The organism is Paraburkholderia sp. (assembly GCF_034668105.1).
Taxonomy (GTDB): Bacteria; Pseudomonadota; Gammaproteobacteria; order Burkholderiales; family Burkholderiaceae; genus Paraburkholderia.
Map to the genome: position 1 here is coordinate 1 of NZ_JAXDPY010000714.1, position 6,613 is coordinate 6,613.

Genomic DNA, 6,613 nt, shown 5'->3' on the forward strand with positions numbered 1-6,613 from the left:
CGCGCGATTTCGTCTCCGTCGAAGACGTGGTCAAGGTCAACCTGTTCTTCTTCGACAATCCGGACAAGTCGGGCATCTTCAACCTGGGCAGCGGCCGTGCGCAGCCGTTCAACGATATCGCGAGCACGGTGGTCAACTCGTTGCGTGCGTTGAACAACGAGCCGTCGTTGTCGCTCGCGGATCAGGTGCAACGCGGGCTGATCGAATACATTCCGTTCCCGGATGCATTGCGCGGCAAGTATCAATGCTTCACGCAAGCCGACCTGACGAAGCTGCGTGCAGCCGGTTATGACGCATCGTTTCTGAGCGTGCAGGAAGGTGTGGATCGATACGTACGTTGGCTATTCGGCCAGGTGTAAATCTTTCGGATACCTCTTTAAACTGGAATCTCCCGGTTGGTGATGGTCGCCAACCGGTTGTACGAGGGAGATTCCATATGTTTCGAAAAATTCTGGTTACCGCGGCCATGCTCGCCGCTTTTGGCCACGCGTATGCGGCGGTCGACGTCAACACGGCTAACGAGGACGCGCTGCGTGGCATCAAGGGCATCGGTCCTGCCAAAGCGAAAGCCATTCTCGAAGAGCGTTCAGCGCATGGTCCGTTCAAGGACCCGGCCGATCTCGGCAAGCGCGTCAAAGGCATGGGCGGGCATACCGTCGAGCGCCTGCAGGCGGAGGGTCTCGCTGTCGGTCCGGCTGGCGCGGCTGCTAACACGCAGGCTGCGGCGTCTGCACAGACCAAGGGCGCGGCCGCTGCGGGCGGTGGCGCCAATGCGGCCAATGCCCAAAAGAGCAACGCTACTGTGGCGGTGAAGAAATAGCCTGACGCGGGCCGTGCGCGCGAGGCCGGTCACTTTCGCGCGTACGGTCCGCCATCGTCGTTCCCCTTCATGGTCGGAGTGGTCAGAACACTCCTTCAGCTGTCATGCAGATGACTGGCTCCCGCGGTTCTCAGCCGCGGGCTTTTTGCGTGGTTTCCCGATGTGGCTTGTGTGTGGCTAATGGCGGCCTATGCGCGGCTTGTGCGCTGCTCTTTGCACCGACAAATGCACGGCTTTCTCGATCTTTGTGGCTGGGGGCGACGAGTCGCCATGCGCGATCGCCCGTCGGCGCCTGCATCCATGCGGCCAGAAGGGCCGCACGGCAGCCGCGCGCACGGTGGTTTAGAATCGATGGATTGAAGACTCCGCGCATTGACAGCACTCGACCCGATATGGCTTACAAAACGATTGAAGACACGATTGGCAATACGCCGCTCGTACAACTCGTCCGGCTCCCTGACGACGAGATCCGCAGCCGCAACAATGTGATTCTTGCAAAGCTCGAGGGCAACAATCCCGCGGGTTCGGTGAAGGACCGCCCGGCGCTGTCGATGATCAAGAAAGCGGAAGCACGCGGCCGTATCAAGCCGGGCGACACGCTGATCGAATCGACCAGCGGCAACACGGGTATCGCCCTGGCGATGGCTGCGGCGATCCGCGGCTACAAGATGGTGCTGATCATGCCGGAAGATCTCTCCGTGGAGCGCCGTCAGAGTATGGCCGCCTATGGCGCGCAGATCGTGCTGACGCCGGTCACGGGCGGTATGGAATACGCGCGCGACCTCGCTGAACAGATGCAGCGCGAAGGCAAGGGCATCATCCTCGATCAGTTCGCGAATCCGGACAACCCGGCCGCGCACGTCGAAGGTACTGGCCCGGAAATCTGGCGCGACACCGAAGGGCGCATCACGCACTTCGTTTCGTCAATGGGCACGACCGGCACGATCATGGGTGTGTCCAGCTATCTGAAGGAACAGAATCAGGCAATCGAGATCATCGGCGCCCAGCCGGAAGAAGGTTCGCGCATTCCGGGCATCCGCAAATGGCCGGAAGCTTATCTGCCGAAGATTTTCGATCGCAGCCGCGTCGATCGCGTCGAAAACGTGAGCCAGGCCGCGGCGGAAGCGATGGCGCGGCGCATGGCCTCGGTCGAAGGGATCTTTGCCGGCATTTCGTCGGGTGGGGCCTGTGAGGTGGCGCTGCGTGTCGCGCGCCAGGTCGAGAACGCGACGATCGTGTTTATCGTCTGCGATCGGGGTGACCGGTATTTATCCACGGGGGTGTTCCCGGCTTGAGTGCGCTTCGGCGCATTGAGTGGCCCTCAAGCTAGCTGAGTTGGCCGAAAAAAAGCGCCGATTTAACCGGCGCTTTTTTGTGTCGCTCGCGAACCCGGGCTTGAAGCGTTTGCAACCCGTTCGCGAAGCGCTAGCAACCCACGCGTGAAGCACTCGCGACCCGTTTGTCCAACCCGTTCGCGACGCAGCGAGCGTCCGGGCGCCGCCCTCAGCTCATTGCGAAGCCGCGTCCGGCGCCGCCGCGTTGCTGCTGGCGTTCGCCACGTTGCTCGCTTCCATCTGCGCTTTGACGCGCTCGCCCAATTGGTAAACCGCTAGTGCGTAGAAGAAACTGCGGTTATAGCGCGTCAGTACATAGAAGTTCTTCAAGCCCAGCATAAACTCCGTACCGCGCCCCGGCGACGGCAGATCGACCACCGTCACCGGCGTCGAGGCCTCCGACGCGATATCGAGTCCCGGCTCGTTCAGCAGCAGCCCCGCGCGCAACAATTGATTCAGCGGCCAATGCGGTTCCGGCTGACCGTCGGCGGCCGCTTGCGCGACGCCCAGGCTGCCGGCGTCCGTGCCGATCTTCCACACCACCGGCCGGCCATTTTCCCAACCGTTCTGACGCAGATAATTCGCCACGCTGCCAATCGCGTCCGCCTGGTTCGTGCGCAGATCGATCTGTTTGTTGCCGTCGTAGCTCACCGCGTATTGCACGATGCTGCTCGGCAGAAACTGCGGAATCCCGATCGCGCCGGTGTAGGAGCCGAGCACGGTGGTCGGATCGATTTGCGAATCGCGCGTCCACACCAGGTAGTCTTCGAGATTCTTGCGGAAGGTTGCCTGGCGATCCGCGCGATTGGCGGTATTCGGATAGTCGAAGCTGAGCGTGGTCAGCGCGTCGAGCACGCGGAAGTTGCCCATGAAGCGCCCGTAGATCGTCTCCACGCCGATAATGCCGACGATCACTTCCGGCGGCACGCCGAACTCTTCATAGGCGCGTTGCAGTGTGTCCTGGTTGGCGCGCCAGAAGCGCACGCCGGCATTGATGCGCACCTGGTCGAGAAAGCGCGACTGATACACGCGCCAGTTCTTGATCGACGGCGAGGGCGACGGCGTGACAAGCTTGACCGCGGTGGCCGAATAGCTCACGCGAGCGAATAACGCATGCAATGCGGCTTCGTCGAAGTCGTAGCGCGCGGACATGTCGTTGATGAACGCGTCGACATTCGGGTTGTTCGCGTAGCGCTGCGGGATGATCTCTTCCTCGAAGGTTTGCCCTTGCGGCACCGCCGGTTGCGGCTGGCTTTGGGCGAGCAGCACGGGCGGCTTCTTCGCGGCGCTTTGCGCGATCGCCGGACTGGTTGCCATGAACATGCACGATGCGACGGACAGTGCGGTGGCCACGGTCTTCATGGGTAGCCGGTTTCGTGCAGACAGAGCAAGCTTGACGGTCATAGTGAGCTAGGGGCGCAGTGCGAAAGAGACAGGGGGAAAACGGTTCGGGGCAGTATACCCGACGCTTTCTGCAAAACTGTGCCCAGCGCGTCACAGTCGCTTCGTGTGGTAACTTGGCAAATGTTGGCGCGCCCAGTGAGCGCGCCCTTGGACGGAGACACGCCGCGCGCGCCTCGAAGGTGCCGCGCCGCGCGAAGAGGATCATGGCAACAGCCTTTTATTCCCACGCCGATTGTTTGCTGCACGATATGGGGCAATGGCATCCCGAATGCCCAGCGCGCCTGCACGCAATCGAAGATCAATTGATCGCGAGCCGCATCGACTCGGTGATCGAGCGCGAGTCGGCGCCGCTCGCCGATGACGCCCAACTGCTGCGGGTGCATACGCAAGCCCACGTCGATTACATCCGCAGCCGTTCGCCCGCTGAGGGGCTCGCCGAAATCGATCCCGACACGTCGATGAACCCGTACAGTCTGCAGGCCGCGTTGCGCGCGGCCGGCGCCGCGGTGGCCGCGACCGACGCAGTGATTGAAGGCCGCTACGACAATGCGTTCTGCAGCGTGCGCCCGCCGGGCCACCATGCGGAGCCGGCGCGGGCCATGGGCTTCTGCTTTTTCAACAACGTCGCGATCGCCGCCCGTCATGCGCTGGAAGTGCACGGCCTGCAGCGCGTGGCGATCATCGACTTCGACGTCCATCACGGGAACGGCACCGAAGCGGCCTTTTCGGGCGACTCGCGTGTGCTCATGTGCAGCATCTTCCAGCATCCGTTCTATCCGTTCACCGGCGCCGACAACCAGGCGCCGAACATGTGCAACGTGCCGATGCCGGCGCGCTCGAAAGGCATGGCGGTGCGCGAGGCGGTCGACATGTTGTGGCTGCCGCGCCTGCACGATTTCAAGCCTGAGATGATCTTCATTTCGGCCGGCTTCGATGCGCATCGCGAGGACGATCTCGGCAACATGGGTCTCGTCGAAGACGACTACGCATGGATCACCGACCAGGTGCGCGAGATCGCGAAGCGCTATGCGCATGGGCGGATCGTCAGCTGTCTCGAAGGCGGCTACAACCTGTCGGCGCTCGGGCGCAGCGTGGTCGCGCACGTGCGCTCGCTGGCCGGAATCTGACTGCCGCGCCATAGCCACCGCAAGCCACTGCAAGCTACAGGAACTGCGCGAACGTCGCGAACTGCATCAACTCAACGAGGAACGAGCCATGAATGCCGAGGTGCGCAGTGCTTCGCTGGTCGAAACCGAACACGACGCCTATGGCGTGCCGGGCGTCGTCCGCTTGACGATGAACCGGCCTGATGCCTTCAACGCACTCTCCGAAGCCCTGCTGGAAGAGTTGCAGGCAACGCTCACGGCGCTGGAGCAATCCGATGCGCGGGTGGTGGTGATCGCCGGCGCGGGCCGCGCGTTTTGCGCGGGACACGATCTGAAGGAGATGCGCGCGGCGCCGTCGCTGGCTTACTACCAGGCGTTGTTCGCGCGCTGCACGAAACTGATGCTGACGATCCAGCGCTTGCCGCAACCGGTGATCGCGCGGGTGCATGGCATCGCCACGGCCGCCGGCTGCCAGCTGGTCGCGATGTGCGATCTGGCCGTCGCCGCTGACACCGCGCGCTTTGCCGTCTCGGGCGTCAACCTGGGCCTTTTCTGCGCGACGCCTTCGGTGCCGCTGTCGCGCAATCTGTCGCGTAAGGCGGCGCTCGAAATGCTGCTCACTGGCGATTTCATCGACGCCGTGCAAGCGAAACACCAGGGCCTCGTGAATCGCGTGGTGCCGGCCGACGCGCTCGACGCCGAGGTCGCGCGGCTCGCGAAAAGCATCTGCGCGAAACCCGTCGAAGCGGTGAGCGCCGGCAAGGGCCTGTTCTATCGGCAGCTGGAAATGGGCATCGAAGCGGCGTATCAGCTGGCCGGCCAGACCATGGCCTGCAACATGATGGACGACTCGGCGCTCGAAGGCGTGCAGGCCTTTATCGACAAACGTCCGCCCGACTGGAAGCGCTAACCGGGCCGGGCGGTTGTCGTCCGGGCTAGCAGTCGCACACGCACTCGTCCGGATGCCTGACTTTCCAGATGGCGTCCGGTGCCGGAATTCGAGGGCGTCCGCGCGTCGACCCACTCAACCCGATTCGCTCGGTCGAAAACCGCCTTCCAGCGTTCAGGCCTTGGGCAGCCGTTTCTCGATCCAGTCGATCAGCGCGCCGATCACCCGATCCCGGTCGAGATCGTTCATCGTCTCGTGATAGCTGCCTTCGTGCAGGGTGAGCGTCTTGTCCGGCGAACCCGCATGCGCGCCGAAATCGCGGCTGCCTTCGGGTTCGGTGAGCTTGTCGGCGGTGCCGTGATACACCAGCAGCGGCACACGGAGTCCCGCACGGCCGCGCTCGATGCGTGCCATCGCCAGCAACAACTCCGCACCGGTACGCGCCGGAATCGCGCCGTGATGAACCAGCGGATCGTTGCGGTTTGCGTTCACCACGGGCTGCAGACGCGAGAGCAAGGCCGCGTCGATTTTCATCGCCGGGAAGGTCGGCCAGATGCGGCTGATCAGTTGGCTCACCTTGAGCATCCAGCGCGGCACATCGCGGCCCGGCGCGAGTGCAGGGCTTGACAGGATCAGACCGCTCAGCCGGCGCCCGCTCGCCTCGAGCCGCTCGATCGCATACAGCGCCGCGACCGCGCCGCCCATGCTGTGGCCCATCAGGAACAGCGGGGCGCAGCTGGTCGCGGCTTCGTCGAGCAACGCCTGGGCGTCGAGCAGATAGTCGTCGAAGCGTTTGACCCACACCCGTTTGCCCGGCGCATGCCCATGTCCGCGCAAATCGACCGCGACGACTTCAATGCCCGCCGGGTTCAGCCGGTCCGCCAGCGCCGTGTAACGCCCAGCGTGCTCGGCGAGCCCGTGCAGCAGCGCGACCGTGGCGCGCAGTTGAGTGGTAGCGGGCCACCGATACAACGGTAGTTCGATGCCATCGCCGGTCGTGACCGTCGAGCGCAACGGGGCGCCGCCTTTGGGGGCGTTCGCAGGGGTATTCGCAGAGGCG

Annotated in this window: 6 protein-coding genes and 1 pseudogene; 5 read left to right on the forward strand and 2 right to left on the reverse strand. The window is 63.6% G+C overall.

Annotated elements, in window-relative coordinates; genetic code table 11:
- The 3 genes and pseudogenes from QOC89_RS31450 to cysM form a co-directional block, all read left to right on the forward strand.
- Positions 1-359, forward strand: a pseudogene (locus QOC89_RS31450) (ADP-L-glycero-D-mannoheptose-6-epimerase); the annotation flags it as partial.
- A 77-nt stretch (positions 360-436) separates the two neighbouring features.
- On the forward strand, positions 437-820 hold the full coding sequence (locus QOC89_RS31455; protein ID WP_323048612.1) for a helix-hairpin-helix domain-containing protein: 384 nt from the start codon (positions 437-439) through the stop codon (positions 818-820).
- Between the two features lie 392 nt (positions 821-1,212).
- Complete coding sequence (gene cysM, locus QOC89_RS31460) at positions 1,213-2,115, forward strand: cysteine synthase CysM (protein WP_323048613.1); 903 nt, start codon at positions 1,213-1,215, stop codon at positions 2,113-2,115.
- A gap of 213 nt (positions 2,116-2,328) precedes the next feature.
- On the opposite strand, the gene mltB is transcribed toward cysM, so the two are convergent.
- Positions 2,329-3,516, reverse strand: a complete 1,188-nt coding sequence (gene mltB / locus QOC89_RS31465) for a lytic murein transglycosylase B (RefSeq protein ID WP_323048614.1) — start codon at positions 3,514-3,516, stop codon at positions 2,329-2,331.
- Between the two features lie 245 nt (positions 3,517-3,761).
- Here mltB and QOC89_RS31470 point away from each other — a divergent pair, with 245 nt between their 5' ends.
- Together QOC89_RS31470 and QOC89_RS31475 are read left to right on the forward strand one after the other, a co-directional pair.
- On the forward strand, positions 3,762-4,685 hold the full coding sequence (locus QOC89_RS31470; RefSeq protein WP_323048615.1) for a histone deacetylase family protein: 924 nt from the start codon (positions 3,762-3,764) through the stop codon (positions 4,683-4,685).
- An 88-nt stretch (positions 4,686-4,773) separates the two neighbouring features.
- On the forward strand, positions 4,774-5,574 hold the full coding sequence (locus QOC89_RS31475; protein ID WP_323048616.1) for an enoyl-CoA hydratase: 801 nt from the start codon (positions 4,774-4,776) through the stop codon (positions 5,572-5,574).
- A 153-nt stretch (positions 5,575-5,727) separates the two neighbouring features.
- Here QOC89_RS31475 and QOC89_RS31480 read toward each other — a convergent pair whose 3' ends face one another.
- Positions 5,728-6,567 carry a lysophospholipase gene (locus QOC89_RS31480; protein ID WP_323048617.1) on the reverse strand — a complete coding sequence of 280 codons (840 nt, stop codon included), beginning with the start codon at positions 6,565-6,567 and terminating at the stop codon, positions 5,728-5,730.
- Positions 6,568-6,613 lie beyond the last annotated feature (46 nt).

What these genes read in the sequence shown, in the direction of transcription:
- QOC89_RS31455 (WP_323048612.1), top strand. Translation starts at nt 437, where the DNA reads ATGTTTCGAAAAATTCTGGTTACCGCGGCCATGCTCGCCGCTTTTGGC.
- cysM (WP_323048613.1), top strand. Translation starts at nt 1,213, where the DNA reads ATGGCTTACAAAACGATTGAAGACACGATTGGCAATACGCCGCTCGTA.
- mltB (WP_323048614.1), bottom strand. Translation starts at nt 3,516, where the DNA reads ATGAAGACCGTGGCCACCGCACTGTCCGTCGCATCGTGCATGTTCATG.
- QOC89_RS31470 (WP_323048615.1), top strand. Translation starts at nt 3,762, where the DNA reads ATGGCAACAGCCTTTTATTCCCACGCCGATTGTTTGCTGCACGATATG.
- QOC89_RS31475 (WP_323048616.1), top strand. Translation starts at nt 4,774, where the DNA reads ATGAATGCCGAGGTGCGCAGTGCTTCGCTGGTCGAAACCGAACACGAC.